This window comes from Galbibacter sp. PAP.153, assembly GCF_037029175.1.
GTDB lineage: Bacteria > Bacteroidota > Bacteroidia > Flavobacteriales > Flavobacteriaceae > Galbibacter > Galbibacter pacificus.
This window is the reverse complement of record NZ_JAZEUN010000018.1, coordinates 80,225-95,853: the sequence shown is the minus strand read 5'-3', so window position 1 is coordinate 95,853 and position 15,629 is coordinate 80,225. Positions and strand designations below refer to the sequence as shown.

At 38.0% G+C, this 15,629-nt stretch carries 19 protein-coding genes; 11 read left to right on the top strand and 8 right to left on the bottom strand.

Annotated features, from left to right (window positions below; translation table 11 throughout):
* Positions 1-118 precede the first annotated feature (118 nt).
* Genes UXI14_RS12755 through UXI14_RS12745 form a run of 3 tightly spaced genes read right to left on the bottom strand, consistent with a single transcriptional unit; the run spans position 119 to position 1,743 of the window.
* Positions 119-616, bottom strand: a complete 498-nt coding sequence (locus tag UXI14_RS12755; RefSeq protein ID WP_335966464.1) for an N-acetyltransferase family protein — start codon at positions 614-616, stop codon at positions 119-121.
* 5 nt (positions 617-621) lie between these two features.
* On the bottom strand, positions 622-1,149 hold the full coding sequence (locus UXI14_RS12750) for a molybdopterin-binding protein (RefSeq protein ID WP_335966463.1): 528 nt from the start codon (positions 1,147-1,149) through the stop codon (positions 622-624).
* Between the two features lie 24 nt (positions 1,150-1,173).
* Positions 1,174-1,743, bottom strand: a complete 570-nt coding sequence (locus UXI14_RS12745) for a non-canonical purine NTP diphosphatase (protein WP_335966462.1) — start codon at positions 1,741-1,743, stop codon at positions 1,174-1,176.
* An 89-nt stretch (positions 1,744-1,832) separates the two neighbouring features.
* On the opposite strand from UXI14_RS12745, the gene UXI14_RS12740 reads away from it, so the two are divergent.
* Positions 1,833-2,900 carry a BamA/TamA family outer membrane protein gene (locus UXI14_RS12740; protein WP_335966461.1) on the top strand — a complete coding sequence of 356 codons (1,068 nt, stop codon included), beginning with the start codon at positions 1,833-1,835 and terminating at the stop codon, positions 2,898-2,900.
* A 28-nt stretch (positions 2,901-2,928) separates the two neighbouring features.
* On the opposite strand, the gene rlmH is transcribed toward UXI14_RS12740, so the two are convergent.
* Positions 2,929-3,402, bottom strand: a complete 474-nt coding sequence (rlmH, locus tag UXI14_RS12735) for a 23S rRNA (pseudouridine(1915)-N(3))-methyltransferase RlmH (protein WP_335966460.1) — start codon at positions 3,400-3,402, stop codon at positions 2,929-2,931.
* A 166-nt stretch (positions 3,403-3,568) separates the two neighbouring features.
* Here rlmH and nadC point away from each other — a divergent pair, with 166 nt between their 5' ends.
* The 4 genes from nadC (at position 3,569) to priA (ending at position 8,353) form a co-directional block, all read left to right on the top strand.
* Complete coding sequence (gene nadC, locus UXI14_RS12730; protein WP_335966459.1) at positions 3,569-4,426, top strand: carboxylating nicotinate-nucleotide diphosphorylase; 858 nt, start codon at positions 3,569-3,571, stop codon at positions 4,424-4,426.
* Between the two features lies 1 nt (position 4,427).
* Positions 4,428-5,369: a YihY/virulence factor BrkB family protein gene (locus UXI14_RS12725; protein WP_277900628.1), complete on the top strand. Its 942-nt coding sequence runs from the start codon at positions 4,428-4,430 to the stop codon at positions 5,367-5,369.
* A 21-nt stretch (positions 5,370-5,390) separates the two neighbouring features.
* A complete protein-coding gene (locus UXI14_RS12720; protein ID WP_277900629.1) occupies positions 5,391-5,819 on the top strand; it encodes a DUF2147 domain-containing protein in 429 nt (142 codons plus the stop codon).
* Positions 5,820-5,884: 65 nt separating this feature from the next.
* On the top strand, positions 5,885-8,353 hold the full coding sequence (gene priA, locus UXI14_RS12715) for a primosomal protein N' (protein ID WP_335966458.1): 2,469 nt from the start codon (positions 5,885-5,887) through the stop codon (positions 8,351-8,353).
* Positions 8,354-8,362: 9 nt separating this feature from the next.
* Here the strand turns inward: priA and UXI14_RS12710 are convergent, their stop codons facing one another.
* A complete protein-coding gene (locus tag UXI14_RS12710) occupies positions 8,363-9,055 on the bottom strand; it encodes a LytTR family DNA-binding domain-containing protein (RefSeq protein WP_335966457.1) in 693 nt (230 codons plus the stop codon).
* Positions 9,056-9,266: 211 nt separating this feature from the next.
* On the opposite strand from UXI14_RS12710, the gene rpsF reads away from it, so the two are divergent.
* The 6 genes from rpsF to UXI14_RS12680 all read left to right on the top strand — a co-directional run bounded on the left by rpsF (position 9,267) and on the right by UXI14_RS12680 (position 14,289).
* Positions 9,267-9,605 carry a 30S ribosomal protein S6 gene (gene rpsF, locus UXI14_RS12705; protein ID WP_277900632.1) on the top strand — a complete coding sequence of 113 codons (339 nt, stop codon included), beginning with the start codon at positions 9,267-9,269 and terminating at the stop codon, positions 9,603-9,605.
* A gap of 5 nt (positions 9,606-9,610) precedes the next feature.
* Positions 9,611-9,907 carry a 30S ribosomal protein S18 gene (rpsR, locus tag UXI14_RS12700; protein WP_202027488.1) on the top strand — a complete coding sequence of 99 codons (297 nt, stop codon included), beginning with the start codon at positions 9,611-9,613 and terminating at the stop codon, positions 9,905-9,907.
* Between the two features lie 13 nt (positions 9,908-9,920).
* The gene (rplI, locus tag UXI14_RS12695; protein ID WP_335966456.1) at positions 9,921-10,376 is read left to right on the top strand and encodes a 50S ribosomal protein L9; all 456 of its coding nucleotides are present in this window, start codon (positions 9,921-9,923) and stop codon (positions 10,374-10,376) included.
* 97 nt (positions 10,377-10,473) lie between these two features.
* Positions 10,474-10,947 carry a DUF6495 family protein gene (locus tag UXI14_RS12690; RefSeq protein WP_335966455.1) on the top strand — a complete coding sequence of 158 codons (474 nt, stop codon included), beginning with the start codon at positions 10,474-10,476 and terminating at the stop codon, positions 10,945-10,947.
* A 137-nt stretch (positions 10,948-11,084) separates the two neighbouring features.
* Positions 11,085-12,458 carry a histidine--tRNA ligase gene (hisS, locus tag UXI14_RS12685; RefSeq protein WP_335966454.1) on the top strand — a complete coding sequence of 458 codons (1,374 nt, stop codon included), beginning with the start codon at positions 11,085-11,087 and terminating at the stop codon, positions 12,456-12,458.
* Between the two features lie 139 nt (positions 12,459-12,597).
* The gene (locus UXI14_RS12680) at positions 12,598-14,289 is read left to right on the top strand and encodes an arylsulfatase (protein ID WP_335966452.1); all 1,692 of its coding nucleotides are present in this window, start codon (positions 12,598-12,600) and stop codon (positions 14,287-14,289) included.
* 37 nt (positions 14,290-14,326) lie between these two features.
* Here the strand turns inward: UXI14_RS12680 and UXI14_RS12675 are convergent, their stop codons facing one another.
* From UXI14_RS12675 to UXI14_RS12665, 3 genes are read right to left on the bottom strand one after another with little or no spacing between them, the layout of a single operon-like run.
* Positions 14,327-14,632 (bottom strand): hypothetical protein, encoded by a 306-nt coding sequence (locus tag UXI14_RS12675; protein ID WP_277900637.1) that lies wholly within the window; start codon positions 14,630-14,632, stop codon positions 14,327-14,329.
* A 29-nt stretch (positions 14,633-14,661) separates the two neighbouring features.
* Positions 14,662-14,874, bottom strand: a complete 213-nt coding sequence (locus UXI14_RS12670; protein ID WP_277900638.1) for a hypothetical protein — start codon at positions 14,872-14,874, stop codon at positions 14,662-14,664.
* 11 nt (positions 14,875-14,885) lie between these two features.
* The gene (locus tag UXI14_RS12665; protein WP_335966451.1) at positions 14,886-15,389 is read right to left on the bottom strand and encodes a DinB family protein; all 504 of its coding nucleotides are present in this window, start codon (positions 15,387-15,389) and stop codon (positions 14,886-14,888) included.
* Positions 15,390-15,629 lie beyond the last annotated feature (240 nt).

Below are 15,629 nucleotides of genomic sequence, written 5' to 3'. Positions count from 1 at the left end.
TATTGGCTGTTAATTGTTAATAGATAACTATAAATATCAGATTTCAATCAACAGCATTCTTATAAATTCTTTAAAATGCTTCAAATTTAGATTATAGGCGTCCGTTTTATAATTTTGGTCATTCTTGTATTTCTTTCTGATAACCAACAACGTCCAGCACTTTGCCAAACTTAACGCCCACATTTTTAAAATGGGCACATTTAAAATAGCCCATCCTTTCAAACAAGGCTATGCTTCCGGTATTGTCTCCGGTAATTATGCCCAATAAATTTTTAATGCCTTTGCCTTTTGCTTTTTCTTCCAAGAAAGACAAGGTGTTTTTCCCGATGCCCTTTCCGCCAAAACCATCTTTTAAATATATGGTAACTTCTGCGGTGCCGTTGTATGCCTGTCGCTTTTTAAAATGTGTGGTAAAGCAATAACCGGCAAGTTCATCATCAGCATAAATTAAAAAAGAATCATACAAAGAATGATTAAAATACAAAAGTTCCTTAAGTCCTTGTATGGTTATGGGATCAGTATGGAAAGTTGCGGTAGAATTTGTAATATACCAATCGTATATTTCCTTTACCAGTTCAAGGTCTTTTTCTTCAATGTTTTTATAATAGAGTTTCATAAAAATCAATCTACGCGTTTTACGGTAATTTTGCTCAAGCTTTTTATATGTCGCCGTCCAGTTTGTATATCGTTGGTATTAACTACAAGTAAACGGTCTTCCATTTTGGTTATGTCGGTTCCGCTTTTATGGGTAATCAAAAAAACATGCGACCCCGTGGGCGAGTTAAACAGTTCGTTCCATGAATATACTACCTTATATCCATCTGAAGCTTCAAAAATCAAATAATATTCACTTAAAATTTTTGGGCTATCTGCTTTAATAACTACCTCTTTTAAAAGATCAATTAACAAGATCCCTTTTAATTGTGTTAGTTCCTTTCTATAATCGCCCTTATGGCTGGTAATAACCAGGTCTGGGAGCGTTTGGCTATTATATTTTTCAAGGTCGGCAATCTGTATGTCAAGATTGTTTTCCACTAGGCCCACAATCTCTATATGGTCTGTAGGGGTTATTTTTTCTTGTGCATGTACCGTTTGCAGGGAAAGTAACAGCAAAGGCAATGCACATAAAAAGCTAAAATATTTTTGCATGTGGTTGGTGTTGTTTTAATAGGTTTATTTTAAATAATCTGTAAGTTTTTTCATAGCTTTTCCGCGGTGGCTGATATTGTTTTTTTCTTCTGAAGTTAATTCGGCAAATGTTTTAGAGTAGCCATCCGGCTGAAAAATGGGATCATAACCAAAGCCTTTGTTCCCGCGTTTGTCATTGGTTATAACACCATCAACAATACCTTCAAACAAGTTTTTTCCTTCATGGGTATATAGAGCGATAATGGTTTTAAAGCGTGCAGACCTGTTCTCATGTGGTTTTAGCTCTTCTAAAACTTTGTCCATATTGGCGTTGGTATCTTTTTGTGGCCCCGCATACCTTGCCGAATATACGCCTGGGGCATTTTCAAGTGCCTTGACTTCAAGGCCGGTGTCGTCTGCAAAACAATTTACATGGTACGTATTGTATACATAAGCAGCCTTGATTATGGCATTTTCTTCTATTGTTTTTCCGTATTCCTCAATAGCTTCGGTGCACCCAATATCTTCAAGGCTTAAAAGCTCAATATGGTTTGGTATTATTTTCTTGACTTCTGCTAACTTGTTGAGGTTGTGTGTGGCAAATACTAATTTCATTACTCGGCTTGTAAGAATTTTTGTTAATTTCTTGTTTTTTGGTCGTATCTTTATTAAACATTCCATTCCTATTAAGCAAAAACAGGACCATGCAAAAATATATATTTATAATTTCTTTCTTATGTAGTTGCGCCATAGTTTCTGCACAAAAGCAAGAGTCGGATAGCATTCAAAAAAAAGATAAAAACATAGATATTACGGTAATGCCCTTTTTAAATTTTAATAGGAATTTGGAGTTTATGTTCGGGGCCATACCCATGATGATGTACAAATTAAACAAAAACGATGAAGTCTCTCCAAAATCCATGTCAGGGCTTTCGGGCGTTTACTCCACGAATAACTCTTATTTTATTGCCTTTTTTAATAGGTTTTTCTTTGATGAAGACAAGTGGAGGGCCAAATTTTTCTTTTTCAATGGCGATTATAATTCGCAGTTTTATTTAGAAAACCAAGACGTTGTTCCCGGGTTTTACGATTATGGTACAAAAGCAACCGTAGTAAGCATTGGTGCTCAACGAAGGATTGTGCAGAACCTTTATGGCGGCGTTACTTATACATATGCCCATTACAATACGGTTTACGAAGACGATGTACAACCGCCTTCAGTGGTGGAAACCAATGGAATAGAACTAAATACACTTTACGATACCCGCGATGCCATATATTATCCCATGTCTGGCGAAAAGGTACAATTGCGGTGGATTTCTTTCCCCGAATGGTTCGGAAACGATGTTGCTGCCGAAAAAATACTGGCCGAATACAACAAATACATCCCCATGAAAAATGGCAGAGACCTTATTGCGGCACGTTTCTCCGGTAAATTTGGCTTGGGCGACATTGCCTTCCAACAACAACAAACCATTGGGGGAAAAGACATCAGAGGGTATTCTCAGGGGGAATTTCGTGGCGACGGACTTATGGCCATACAAGGAGAATACCGCTATAATTTTGCCAAAAAGATGGGCTTGGTAGGTTTTGCGGGAGTAGCCACAATTTATGGTTCGGACACCGAGGCATACAATTGGGATTTATACCCCGGTGCTGGGGTAGGCTACCGTTACCAAGCATTTAAAAAAGTAAAGTTTAATATTGGTTTAGATGCCGCAGTTGGAAAAGACGATTGGGGCATATATTTTAGAATAGGAGAAGCGTTTTGACAAAGTCAGAATAATCGAACTCAGGTTATTACCTATGATGATAAGGTTCGTTTCTCAAAATAGTAAACCCGCGATAAAGTTGCTCTACAAAAAAAAGACGTATCATTTGATGCGAAAATGTCATTTTTGAAAGGGATAATTTACCTCGCGATTTATTGTAAACAGCACCTGAAAAACCATAAGGTCCGCCAATAACAAAAACCAACTGTTTAACCCCGCTGTTCATGTGCTTTTGTAATTCATCGGCAAAACCTTCAGAAGAGAATTGCTTGCCGTTTTCATCCAGGAGAATTAAAACATCGGTAGGCGCTATTTTATTCAATATAAGTTCGCCCTCTTTTTCTTTTTGTTGTGTTTCCGATAGGTTTTTTACATTTTTTATATCTGGAATAATCTCAAAATTAAAGTTCACATAAAATCCAAGACGCTGTATGTATGTGTCTGTTAGGTAAATAAGGTTTCGATCGTCTGTTTTTCCAACAGCAATAAGTTTGATGTTCATAAAAACAAAAATAAACAATAAAAACACATAGGTCATAACATGCATCCTAATAAAACTTTCGCATTTGCGTGCTTTATTTAGCTTCACATAAATATAAAAGCAAAATAAAATCATACAAATTCGTATCTAGAAACTAATTTTATAAATTAGCGCAAAACAATGCGATATGATATCGAAAGAGCAGTTTCAGCATGAGCTTGAACTCATTATAAAAAATGCCATCCGTGAAGACGTAGGCGATGGAGACCACAGCTCACTGGCATGCATACCGGTAGAAGCAAAGGGAAAGGCAAAATTATTGGTAAAAGACAAGGGAGTCATAGCGGGAGTGGCGTTTGCAAAAATGGTTTTTGCATATATAGATGCCCAAATAAAAGTAGAAGTATTGATAGAAGACGGAGCCTATGTAAAACCCGGTGATATTGCTTTTTATGTTGAAGGAAGCTCGCAGTCTATTTTAAAGGCAGAACGTTTGGTGCTCAATGCCATGCAGCGAATGAGTGCCATAGCCACCAAGACCCAAAGTTATGTAAAGCTGCTTGAAGGAACATCGACAAAGATACTGGACACACGAAAAACCACCCCCGGTATACGGGCACTGGAAAAGTGGGCCGTTAAAATAGGCGGCGGCGAGAACCACAGGTTTGCGCTGTACGATATGATTATGTTGAAAGACAACCATATTGATTTTGCCGGAGGTATCCCCGAAGCTATTTCCAAAACAAAACAATATTTAAAAAATACGGGCAAAGGCCTAAAAATTATTGTAGAGGCCAGAAACCTGGAAGAAGTAAAAACCATTTTAAACGCTGGCGGTGTTTATAGGATATTGCTGGACAATTTTAACTACGAAGACACCAAAAAGGCCGTAGCTTTGATAAACAAGCAATGTTTAACCGAATCTTCCGGCGGCATCAACGAAAAAACAATCAGGTTGTATGCCGAATGTGGTGTAGACTACATTTCATCTGGGGCATTAACGCATTCTGTTTACAACATGGACCTAAGTTTAAAAGCAGTGTAGCATGTCGGTAGAAATTGAAGATAAATTAAATAAAATACCGATTGTAAATTACTTTGTAAAGCTGTTAAAAAAAATCAGGTTGCCCGGCTTTGAAGGCCTTTCTATTTACGATTTGCTGGAAATGTACTTTGTAGGCATCATCAAGGGGGCATTAACTTATAGGGCAAGTGCTATTTCGTTTAGTTTTTTTATGGCACTTTTTCCCTTTTTGCTTTTTATACTTAACCTTATCCCATATGTGCCCATAGAAGGCTTTCAAAGAGATTTTATACATTTTATAGAAAGTATGCTGCCTCCGCAAACCGCCAATTTTTTCGACTCCATTATCGAGGATATCGTAGGGAAACAAAGGGGCGGCCTGTTGTCGTCTGTGTTTTTCCTGTCCATTTTCTTAATGGCCAATGGAATCAATGCCATATTTGGCGGGTTCGAAACCTCATATCATGTTGTTATAACCAGAAATATAGTCAAGCAATATTTTGTTGCGGTTGGCGTGGCTTTGCTAATGGCCTTTATTTTCTTGGCAAGCGTTATCGGATTTATTTTTTATGAAATATATATAGTTCAGTACTTAAGCGATCTGGCTGCAAAAACAAATGGAATCGATATAGAAACCGGAGACACCATAGGGGTGCAGATAGGCCGATTTTTATTTTTTATCATTATTACTTTTTTAACAACGGCACTATTGTATTATTTTGGTACTTCGGAAGGACGGCAAACAAGATTCTTTTCGCCAGGAGCCATGCTTACCACCTTTTTAATTATTGTAACTACTTATTTTTTTGGTATTTACATTGAAAATTTTTCTCAGTACAATGAAATTTACGGGTCCATTGGAGCGTTACTCATATTAATGCTTTATATTTGGATTAATTCGAATATTCTTCTTTTGGGCTTCGAGTTGAATGCCTCATTAAGGAGTTTAAGGCGAAATTTCTAACAAATAAATATTTATAAGAAGATGAAAAAGATAATACTATTTACGGGGTTGTTTTTATGTATAGGATTTGCTTCACATGCACAATCCATATTTGGAAAATGGAAAACCATAGACGATAGTACCGGAAAAGAAAAATCCATTGTAGATATTTATGAAGAAGATGGAAAGGTATATGGCAAAGTAGTAGAAATACTCAATAAAGACCGTCAAGATGTTGTTTGCGATAAATGTGAAGGTGCCAAAAAGGACAAACCGGTTTTGGGGATGGTTATTATTGAAGGGCTTCATCAAGATGGCGATGAGTACGAAGGCGGAACCATACTCGATCCGGAAAAGGGGAAAGAATACAAATGTAAAATATGGGTAGACGAAGACAATAGCGATATTTTAAACGTAAGAGGCTATATTGCTTTTTTATTTAGGACCCAAGAATGGCACAGGGTTAACTAATAACTACATAAAAGAAATCCAAAACCAAACAAGCAACGAACAACGAACAATCTGAAACCCAAAAAATGCATTTTATAGATGTAGTTCTACCTATTCCTATAGAAAAAGCTTTTACCTACGCGATATCCAAAAGGGAAGCTTCGTTTATCCGTGCGGGAATGAGGGTTGCCGTTCCCTTTGGCAAATCCAAGATATATACGGGACTTGTATATGCCGTTCACAATAACCCGCCCGAAGCATACAAGCCTAAAGAGATAGACCAAATACTAGACGAAGCTCCAATTGTTACCGAAAAACAATTAAAACATTGGGAATGGATTGCTTCGTACTATATGTGTACGCTGGGAGAAGTCTTTAAGGCGGCCGTTCCGTCTGCGTTTTTGTTGGAAAGCGAAACCCTTATTTTAAAGAACGATAATTTTGATGAGGTCCTTGAAGATAATTTAAAGGATGACGAATGGCTGGTTTACGAGGCACTCCAACATCAGTCTATGCTAAAGGTGCACGAAGTAAGCGGTATTGTAGACAGAAAGAATATTCTACCGGTTTTAAAAAGGCTCCTGGATAAAAATGTTATCAAGCTGAAAGAAGAAATATACGAGCAGTACAAGCCTAAAATGGTACGGTATGTAAAGCTGGCCGAACAACATGCTTCTGATGAAAACCTAAACCAATTGCTCGATACATTAAACAAAAGGGCCCACAAACAAAAAGACGTTATCATGACGCTTTTCTCGTTGGAAGCTTCCACCAAAAAGCCCATCAAGATAAAAGAGCTGGAAGAAAAAAGCGGGGCTTCGGCATCCATTATAAAAACCCTTATCGATAAAGAGGTGTTGGTTGAATACCATCTCCAGCAGGACAGGGTGGATTTTGGAGAGATGGAAACCACGCAATTAAAAGAACTTAACCAATATCAAGCCGCAGCATTAGGCGAGATAAAAGCACATTTTAAAACCAATGATGTCGTGCTTTTGCACGGCGTTACTTCCTCCGGAAAAACAGAGGTCTACGTAAAATTGATAGAACAGGTTATAGCCAGTGGAAAACAGGTACTTTATTTATTGCCCGAAATTGCACTAACAACCCAGTTGATAAAACGCCTGCAAGATTATTTTGGCGAAAAGGTAAGCGTATACCACTCAAAATACTCTGTAAACGAAAGAGTAGAGGCATGGAACAATATTTTGCACAATAAACCCAAAGCACAAATTGTATTGGGCGCCCGGTCGGCTGTTTTGTTGCCGTTTTCCAATTTGGGGTTGATTATTGTTGATGAAGAACACGAGATTTCCTTTAAGCAGTTCGACCCTGCACCGCGCTACCACGCTAGGGATTCGGCCATTGTTTTGGCGGGCATGCACAAAGGAAAAACATTGTTGGGGACCGCCACACCAAGTATAGAGAGTTATTACAATGCCAAGCGGGAAAAGTATGGCTTTGTTGAAATTAACAGGCGTTTTGGAGATGTATTGTTGCCCGATATCGAGCTGACCGATATAAAGGATAAACTCAAGAAAAAACGAATGAACGGTCATTTTTCCGACAGGCTTATGGACGAAATCCACGAAGCCTTGGGAAATGGCGAACAAGTAATACTCTTTCAAAATAGAAGAGGATTTGCACCCATTTTGGAATGTAAAACCTGTGGCCACTCGCCACAATGTCCAAATTGCGATGTAAGTTTAACCTATCACCAATACCGAAACCAGCTCCGTTGCCATTACTGCGGTTACGCCATGGCGATGCAACAGGCCTGCCAGGCTTGCGGTAGTAGCGAGCTTGATACAAAAGGCTTTGGTACGGAACAAGTAGAAGCAGAGCTGAAGGAGATTTTTCCAAAGGCCAAATTGGGCAGGATGGACTCAGATACCACCAAAGGCAAATACGGTTACGAAAAAATAATAAACGCTTTCGAGCAACAGGAAATAGATATTTTGGTGGGCACGCAAATGCTTACCAAAGGCCTCGATTTTAGAAATGTGTCCTTAGTGGGCATCATGAATGCCGATACCTTGTTGAATTTCCCCGATTTTAGGGCTCATGAGCGCAGTTTCCAATTAATACAACAAGTTGCCGGACGTGCCGGGCGTACCCAAAAAAGAGGGAAGGTTATTATACAGACCTATAATCCGTTTCATCAAATATTACAGCAGGCGTCGTTAAATAGGTATGCCGATATGTTTTCGGACCAGCTCAACGAACGGAAACAATTTAAATATCCGCCGTTTACAAGAATTATAAAAATGGTGTTTAAGCACAAAGACTACAATAAGGTAAACGAGGCAAGCACATGGTTTGCAAAAGCCCTGCACACCGTTTTTGATGCCCATACACAAACAGACATTCTGGGGCCCGAGTTTCCCCCGGTTTCAAGAATAAGAAATGAATATTTAAAAAATATAGTAGTAAAGGTACCGTACCATCAATCTGTTGTACAGACAAAAGCGGCCATCAAAAAAATAGATAAAAGCTTTCAGGCCATTGCAGCCTACAGGAGTGTTAGGGTAATTTATAATGTAGACGCCTATTAACGTCTTGAACTATGAATTGTTTAATGCTTCAGATAGTTCTTGTTTTTTGTTTCGGCTGAGCGGAATTTGTTTTCCGTTTACCTCTACGTTTTTGCTGTTAAATTTTTCTACCTTGTCCAGGTTTACAATGTACGATTTGTGGATCCTTAAAAAGCGGTCGTCCGGCAGTTCGTTTTCAAAGGCCTTCATGGTAGAAAGAATAACAATGTTTGCTTCATCTGTAACCAGTTTAATATAATCGCCAAGGGCTTCCACCCAATTGATTTCATTTAAAAAAACCTTTCTTTTCTTAAGATTGCTTTTTACAAAAATATGATCGTCGTCTTCTTTGGAGGCAACTTTTAGTTTAAAGTTTTCCTGAGCCCTTTTAACAGAAGCCTCAAAGCGTTCCTGGGTTATTGGTTTATGAAGGTAATCGGTAACATCATAATCAAATGCCTTTAGTGCATATTGCGCACTTCCGGTGATTAAGATTACTTGAGGAGGCTCGTTAAGGGCTTCCAAGAGGTCAAAGCCATTGACTACAGGCATTTCGATGTCTAAAAAGATGAGGTCGATCTTTTGTTTCTTCAGGCCATTTCTTGCTTCAATGGCATTGCTGTACTCTGCCACAAGGTTGAGCATGGGGTGGTTCTTGATTAATCTGGCAACAGACATACGCTGAATGCTCGAGTCGTCTACGATAATACAATTCATTCTCATATTTCTATCAGCTAAGTGGTTGGATGTTTGAACACAACAATTTTAGTGAAAAAACAAAGGTGAAACAAAGAAAATGTTGTGAAATAGGGAAAATATGTGGGTAAGAGGGGAATTTTCTCCTTGTTTCATCGAAATATTCATGTCGCACTTTGTTATTATAATAATTAATTTTACTTTTGCACCCTTAAATTTAATAATATTTATTCAGATTATGAATCATTACGAAACTGTTTTCATTCTTAATCCCGTTTTATCTGAGACCCAGATAAAGGAAACAGTTAAGAAGTTTGAAGATTTCTTAACCTCAAAAGGGGCAGAATTTGTATCGAAAGAAGATTGGGGGCTTAAAAAGTTAGCCTACGCGATCCAGAACAAAAAAAGTGGTTTTTACCATCTTTTTGAATTTAAAGTTGCCGGAGAAGCAATTGAGCCATTCGAATTAGAATTTAGACGCGACGAGCGCATTATGCGTTACCTAACTGTTAAGTTGGATAAGCACGCAATCGCTTGGGCAGAGAAAAGAAGAAAAAAACTTAACGAAAAAGCTTAATCATTATGTCATCTATAGAGCAACAAGCAAAAGGAAAGAAAGACGGGGAGATTAGATATCTTACCCCATTGAACATAGAGACCAATAAGACAAAAAAATATTGTCGTTTCAAAAAGTCGGGCATCAAATATATTGATTATAAAGATCCAGACTTTTTATTGAAATTGGTTAATGAACAAGGTAAAATTTTACCAAGAAGGTTAACCGGGACTTCATTAAAGTACCAAAGAAAAGTTTCTGTAGCCATTAAAAGGGCTCGTCACTTAGCTTTAATGCCTTATGTAGCAGATTTATTAAAATAAAAGCAAGGTAACCATGGAATTAATATTAAAGAAAGACGTAGAAAATTTAGGTTTTAAGGACGATGTGGTAACTGTAAAAAACGGTTACGGACGTAACTTTTTAATACCGCAAGGTCAAGCAATTCTGGCTACCGCTTCTGCTAAAAAAGTATTGGCTGAGAATTTAAAGCAAAGAGCTTTTAAAGAGAAAAAGATTGTTGACGATGCTCAAAAAATAGCAGACCAATTAAAAGGATTGGAATTAAAAATTACTGCTAAGGCCGGTACCGGAAACAAATTATTTGGTTCTGTAACCAATGCAGACCTTTCTGAAACCATTCAAAAAGAAGGAAACATAGCCATAGAAAAGAAATACATCAGTATTTTAGGTGGTAATGTAAAAGTTGCTGGCCCTTATGAAGCAACTATAAGGCTTCACAGGGAAGTAATAGTTAATTTCCCTTTTGAAGTAATTGCAGAAGCTAAGTAATTAACAATTCAGCATAACATAAAAGAGGTTGGTAAAAATTTAATTTTATCAGCCTCTTTTTTATTTTTGCAAACACAAAACCTTAAACAGCAGATAGGTGAAGTATAGAAGACTTACAAAAGAGCAGTTGGAAGAAATGCATCCGGAATTTATTAATTTTTTGGCTACACAATCTATTACCGCCAATGAGTGGGATGATATAAAAAAGAACAAACCCCAAGTAGCCGAAGAAGAAATAGATGTGTTTAGCGATTTAATTTGGGAAGGAGTTTTAGGGAAAGTACATTATATTGAAAATATCTCTGCTACCGAAATGCACCTTTTTTACCTGGGAAATAAAGAAATGAAGCTTATCGCCATTAGAATACACCAGCCAGGCGTGGACCTAACAACAAATCAGGGCTTTGCGTGGTTTAAAAGTAACTTTTTAAAAGATGGAGTAGAAATAATGACCGCAAACAAAGCGTATTCTGAAGATGTAAATAAAGATAAGTTCGAGCTCATTGAAAAAGGCGGGGTAATTACCAAAGGCGAGCTTTACAGATATTTTGATGATATTATTGATGAATAGCTTTTAGAATTGAGAATTGATAATTGAGAGTTGAGAGTTGAGAGTTCAGCGTTGATAATAAAATTGCACACAACACCATAACAGCATAACAAGATAACACCATAACACCATAGCAACATAACATCCAACAAAAAATAATGGCACAAAAACCAAGCATAGCTAAAGGAACAAGGGATTTTACCCCTGAGGAAGTTACCAAGCGTAACTATATTATAAATACCATTAAGAAACATTTCGAGGTATTTGGCTTCCTTCCTATTGAAACGCCGAGTTTTGAAAACTCTGAGACGTTGATGGGGAAATATGGCGATGAAGGCGACCGCTTGATTTTTAAAATTTTGAATTCGGGTGACTTCCTTTCTAAAGTGAACGATGAACTTTTTGCAAAAAAAGATGCCAATGCCTTGACCCCTAAAATCTCCGAAAAAGCCTTGCGCTACGATCTTACCGTTCCCTTTGCCCGCTATGTGGTAATGCACCAAAACGAAATAGATTTGCCGTTTAAGCGTTATCAAATACAACCGGTTTGGCGCGCAGACCGCCCCCAAAAGGGACGTTTTAGGGAATTTTATCAATGCGATGCCGATGTGGTTGGTTCCACATCGCTTTGGCAGGAAGTGGAGTTTGTGCAATTGTATGATGCCGTCTTCAATTCACTTGGTCTGAAAAATGTAACCATTAAGATAAACAACCGAAAAATCCTTTCCGGGATTGCAGAGGTTATTGGTGCCAAAGACAAACTGATAGATTTTACCGTTGCCTTGGACAAACTGGATAAAATTGGTGAAGATGGTGTTAAAAAAGAAATGCTGGAAAAGGGCATAAGCAAAGAAGCTATTGAAAAAGTACAGCCTTTATTTGCTTTTGATGGTGCTAATGCTGAAAAGTTAAAAAGCCTAAAATCACTTTTATCAACATCTGATGAAGGCACGAAAGGGGTTGAAGAATTGGAGTTTATTCTCCATGCCATTGATGCAATTGGCTTGAAAGGGGCTGCTTTGGAACTCGACGTTACTTTGGCACGCGGACTTAACTATTACACCGGTGCTATTTTTGAGGTTGCTGCACCAGCCGAGGTAAAAATGGGCTCCATTGGCGGTGGTGGCCGTTACGACGACCTTACGGGAATTTTCGGACTCAAAGATGTAAGTGGTGTCGGCATTTCTTTCGGGCTGGACAGAATATACCTTGTATTGGAAGAACTCGGGCTGTTTCCCAGTTCGGTAAGCGAAAATACAAAAGTCCTCTTTTTAAATTTTGGTGATAAGGAAGCTCTTTATTGCCTAAAAGCCATTACAAAACTTCGCGAAGCAGGAATTAAGGCCGAACTGTATCCAGACAATGCCAAAATGAAAAAACAAATGACCTATGCCAATAAACGCAATGTCCCATATGTGGTTTTGGCAGGCTCAAAAGAAATAGACGAGGCTACATTTACTTTAAAAAACATGAACTCTGGAACTCAGGACACTGTTTCTTTTCAAAAATTATTAGAAGCCGTGCAGCATTAATTTCCCATGATTTTTTAGTTGCAACAGGCATTTTATCTAAATTTTCATTGGCATCATAAAACGTTTTAGTATTATTTCTTTTAAAAATTAAATAAAAAAAGTACTTTTAACTCTTATTAATCATTAACCGCAAGACAAGATGTTGAAGTACATATGCCCAAGATATACCGGCTTTCTATTAATAACAGGAATTCTTTTACTTTCCGGATGTAAAAAAAGTTCAGAAAAAAAGGCTTCAGAAGATAAACGGCCAAATATCGTAATTGTCATGGCAGACGATATGGGTTTTTCTGATGCAGGTTGCTATGGCGGGGAGATACATACTCCAAATTTGGATAAACTTGCCGAAAACGGACTTAGGTTTAACGCTTTTTACAATACGTCGCGCTGTTGCCCTTCAAGGGCATCCTTGCTTACAGGTTTGTATTCGCACCAAGCTGGAATAGGGCGCATGACGATGGATCAGGGCCAGCCGGGTTACAAAGGTTATCTGGGCGACAATACCGTAACAATTGCCGAGGTATTAAAAAAAGTTGGCTACCAAACGGGAATGGTAGGGAAGTGGCATGTGTCTCAAACAAACGAACTTGAAAGCGAAAAGCAGTTAAAATGGCTGGCGCACCAAGAAAATTACGGTGCCTTTTCTGATACGGCAACCTACCCAACGCATAGGGGGTTTGATAAATATTATGGGAATATATGGGGCGTGGTAGATTATTTCGATCCGTTTAGCTTGGTAAACGGGGACAAACAGGTTATGGATGTCCCAAAAGATTATTACCATACCAATGCCATCGGGGATTCCTCGGTAGCCTATGTAAAGCAATTTTCCAAGCAAAAAGAACCATTCTTTTTGTATGTGGCACATTGTGCGCCGCATTGGCCCATACAAGCACCAGAAGATGTTATTGCCAAATACGACAGTATATATACCAAAGGCTGGAGGGCCATTAGGCAAGCCCGTTACAAGCGGTTAATAGAAAAAGGCGTGCTTAAAAGCAATGTGGCATTGTCCAATTTTATGTTTCCCGAGAAAAAATGGAACGAAAACCAAGACAAAGTTTGGGATGCCAAAGCCATGGCAGTGCATGCAGCCATGGTAGACATACTCGATAAAAACATAGGGAAATTGGTAGACCAATTGGAAGCTGAAGGAGAGTTGGACAATACAGTTATATTTTTTCTGTCAGATAATGGAGCAAGTTCAGAAAGGCCATCAAAATACGGTCCGGGATTCGACCGAGCTGGAAGTACACGAGACGGAAGAACAGTTATTTTTCCCGTAGAAAAAGATTCGTTGCCCGGTTCGCAAACCGTGCTTGCAGGCATAGGCCCAGTATGGGCAAATGTGGCCAATACGCCTTTTCGTTATTGGAAAGCCCAAGAATACGAAGGTGGAATTACAACTCCTTTTATCGTGCATTGGCCCAAAGGGATCAAGGAAAAAGGCGCAGTAAGGGAGCAATCGGCCCATGTGGTAGATTTAATGGCCACATGTATTGATTTGGCAGGTGCCACATACCCAAAAAGTTTTAAGGAGCACGAAATAACCCCAACCGAAGGAAATTCCATTCTCCCCATTATTACAGAAAATACTGCGGTAGATAGCACAAAAGTTTATTTTTGGGAGCATTTTGGTGGTGCTGCCTTAAGAAAAGGGAGCTATAAACTGGTAAGGCACCACAACGATACCCCTTGGGAGTTGTATAACCTTACCAAAGACAGGACAGAAACCACCAATATTGCCCAACAGTTTCCCGGTATAGTGAAGGAAATGGAAGAAATATGGAATCAAAGAGCTAAAGAACTCAAGGTTTTTCCTGCTCCTTGATTCCATAGTTATAAGTAAATAAGCATTTACACCTTTTCTATTGATGCTTGGTGGCCGCCACTAAATTGATAAATTCAATTTCGGGTTTTTCGTCAAGACCAAGGGTGTCCCTTTCTTTTTGAAACCGTACAAAAGAAGCGGTATTTAAAACATCTTTTTGTATATCTTCATTTTTATACAGAGAATGGTGCACAAAGGTAATTCCATCTTGTTTGGTAAATACATTGTATTGAAACAAGGAAGTGTTTAACTGCTCAAAATCGGTTATAAACTTTTGTATGTTGGTTTTATTCCGACCTACAAAATCCTTTTTTACTTTGTAAGTAACGATTACTGAAATCATAAGTTTTTTTTTAAAAGATTCATAAGATTTTAAATCTCTTCACAAGAAAAACCCAATATGTTAAGTGTATTGGCTATATTATAGGCTTTTACTTGAAGAGACTCGACCCGGAGGATGTTATCGCAGTCCTCTAGGTCGAAACTCCACTGTTCGTTTTGATGCATCAATTGGTTTAATGGATTTTGCAACCTTTTGATGTCTTTTTGATTGTTTACACTGGTTTTAAAAACGAATACATTCATTTTTAGCTTTTTTATTTATCGCGCTCCCAGAAAAAAGGAGGCTCAATGTTTAAACTTCTTAAATATACAAACCCTTGACCCCGGTGATGAATTTCATTATCAATAAAATAGAAGATAGAAGATTGTACCGTTCCTTCGTATTGTCCAAAGGATTTAATGGCTTTATGGAAATCTTCTTCTTTAATTTTAGGAAAGTATTCGTTGAGTTCTCCGGTGGTTTTATCCCACAGTTCTAAAATTACCTTTTTACTGTTTTTATGGTCAACATGCTCTTTAAATTCTTCTGTTTTCCCAGTTACTATTTCTTTAATCCCGGGCGAGGCTATGGCCAGAAGTTCCATGACCATTTCGGCAAAGGTGCGCATTCCACCAATACTGTAGGTAAAGAATTCCTTTTCGGGAAACGCTTCAATGGTACGTCTGGTAAGGTCTCTGTGCCCTTGCCAATGAGCAAATAATTCTTCAGGGGTAATAACTGTTGCGCTTTTTACGGTTGATGTGTTTGAATTTTCCATGATTTAAATTTTTTACTGATTATTATTTCTTGATACCAAAATTAAAAGCGGTGTATGACAGCCCTATGTCAGTAGAAAAAAAAGTTTTTTAAAAAAGATTAAAATAATAACATACTTCTATTTTTTTATATGTAAATCATTCAAAATAAATTCATTAAACATAAACCCTGTTGACATAAGGTTGTCATGAACCTGCCTTTACTTTGTAGAACACAAAAAAATTGAACCGATGAAAATAGG

What these genes read in the sequence shown, in the direction of transcription:
- UXI14_RS12675 (WP_277900637.1), bottom strand. Translation starts at nt 14,632, where the DNA reads ATGATTTCAGTAATCGTTACTTACAAAGTAAAAAAGGATTTTGTAGGT.
- UXI14_RS12670 (WP_277900638.1), bottom strand. Translation starts at nt 14,874, where the DNA reads ATGAATGTATTCGTTTTTAAAACCAGTGTAAACAATCAAAAAGACATC.
- rlmH (WP_335966460.1), bottom strand. Translation starts at nt 3,402, where the DNA reads ATGAACATCAAACTTATTGCTGTTGGAAAAACAGACGATCGAAACCTT.
- UXI14_RS12680 (WP_335966452.1), top strand. Translation starts at nt 12,598, where the DNA reads ATGTTGAAGTACATATGCCCAAGATATACCGGCTTTCTATTAATAACA.
- hisS (WP_335966454.1), top strand. Translation starts at nt 11,085, where the DNA reads ATGGCACAAAAACCAAGCATAGCTAAAGGAACAAGGGATTTTACCCCT.
- UXI14_RS12725 (WP_277900628.1), top strand. Translation starts at nt 4,428, where the DNA reads ATGTCGGTAGAAATTGAAGATAAATTAAATAAAATACCGATTGTAAAT.
- UXI14_RS12755 (WP_335966464.1), bottom strand. Translation starts at nt 616, where the DNA reads ATGAAACTCTATTATAAAAACATTGAAGAAAAAGACCTTGAACTGGTA.
- rpsF (WP_277900632.1), top strand. Translation starts at nt 9,267, where the DNA reads ATGAATCATTACGAAACTGTTTTCATTCTTAATCCCGTTTTATCTGAG.
- UXI14_RS12710 (WP_335966457.1), bottom strand. Translation starts at nt 9,055, where the DNA reads ATGAGAATGAATTGTATTATCGTAGACGACTCGAGCATTCAGCGTATG.
- nadC (WP_335966459.1), top strand. Translation starts at nt 3,569, where the DNA reads ATGATATCGAAAGAGCAGTTTCAGCATGAGCTTGAACTCATTATAAAA.
- rplI (WP_335966456.1), top strand. Translation starts at nt 9,921, where the DNA reads ATGGAATTAATATTAAAGAAAGACGTAGAAAATTTAGGTTTTAAGGAC.
- UXI14_RS12720 (WP_277900629.1), top strand. Translation starts at nt 5,391, where the DNA reads ATGAAAAAGATAATACTATTTACGGGGTTGTTTTTATGTATAGGATTT.
- rpsR (WP_202027488.1), top strand. Translation starts at nt 9,611, where the DNA reads ATGTCATCTATAGAGCAACAAGCAAAAGGAAAGAAAGACGGGGAGATT.
- priA (WP_335966458.1), top strand. Translation starts at nt 5,885, where the DNA reads ATGCATTTTATAGATGTAGTTCTACCTATTCCTATAGAAAAAGCTTTT.
- UXI14_RS12740 (WP_335966461.1), top strand. Translation starts at nt 1,833, where the DNA reads ATGCAAAAATATATATTTATAATTTCTTTCTTATGTAGTTGCGCCATA.
- UXI14_RS12745 (WP_335966462.1), bottom strand. Translation starts at nt 1,743, where the DNA reads ATGAAATTAGTATTTGCCACACACAACCTCAACAAGTTAGCAGAAGTC.
- UXI14_RS12750 (WP_335966463.1), bottom strand. Translation starts at nt 1,149, where the DNA reads ATGCAAAAATATTTTAGCTTTTTATGTGCATTGCCTTTGCTGTTACTT.
- UXI14_RS12665 (WP_335966451.1), bottom strand. Translation starts at nt 15,389, where the DNA reads ATGGAAAATTCAAACACATCAACCGTAAAAAGCGCAACAGTTATTACC.